Raw genomic sequence first — 818 nt, 5'->3', positions numbered from 1 at the left:
CCGGCCGCCAGCCAGGCGCAGCCGGCCTGCCACGGGCAGGCCCCGCAATCCGGCTCGCGGGCGGTGCATACCAGGGCGCCGAGCTCCATGACGGCCACCGACCAGTGGGCGGCGGTGGCGTCGTCGTCGGGCAGCAGCCCCAGTGCCCGCTCACGCTCGGCCCGGTTGAGGCTGGGGGCGGGAAGGGCCTGACCGCCGACGGCGCGGGCCAGGACCCGTCTGACATTCGTGTCCAGCACGAGGGCGCGCCGACCGTGGGCGAAGGCCAGGACCGCACCGGCCGTGTACTCCCCCACCCCGGGCAGGGCCAGGAGGGCGTCCAGGTCATCGGGCAGGACGCCGCCGTGCTGCTCGACGACGCTGCGGGCGCACTCGATGAGCCGCAGGGCCCGGCGCGGGTAGCCCAGGCGACCCCAGACCCGCAGCACCGCAGCGGTGGGGGCTTGGGCGAGCTCGGTGGGGCCGGGCCAGCGCCGCATCCACTCCTGCCAGGCTGGGACGACGCGGGCCACTGGGGTCTGCTGGCTCATGACCTCCGAGACGAGAACCTCCCACGGGGTCGTACCGGGCCGGCGCCACGGCAGGTCGCGGGCGTGGGCGTCGTACCAGGTCATGACGTCCTGCGCCGAGGTCGCAGCAGTGAGCGTGTCGTCAGGGGTGGGGCAGGCGGGCACGGGGACACCGTAGCGGCAACGGCTTGGGCGAGGCCGGATGCCTTCGTCACCAGCCGGCTGAGAGTCGTCGCACTCCTCGCGGTCGTAGGGTAGGCACCCGGTTCGTACCCTTACCCTACTGTGTTGTCTCATGACTTCTGAGAG

The 818-nt window shown here is 73.6% G+C and carries 1 protein-coding gene; it reads right to left on the bottom strand.

The window, feature by feature from the left end:
* A partial coding sequence (locus HMPREF3165_RS08185; RefSeq protein WP_070512340.1) for an HhH-GPD family protein occupies nucleotides 1–674 on the bottom strand: 674 nt, incomplete at its 3' end.
* Between the last annotated feature and the right edge of the window lie 144 nt (nucleotides 675–818).

It is taken from the genome of Actinomyces sp. HMSC08A09 (genome assembly GCF_001807465.1).
GTDB classification, from domain to species: domain Bacteria; phylum Actinomycetota; class Actinomycetes; order Actinomycetales; family Actinomycetaceae; genus Actinomyces; species Actinomyces oris.
Note: the sequence above shows the minus strand (reverse complement) of the source record. Positions and strands in the feature narration are given on the sequence as shown.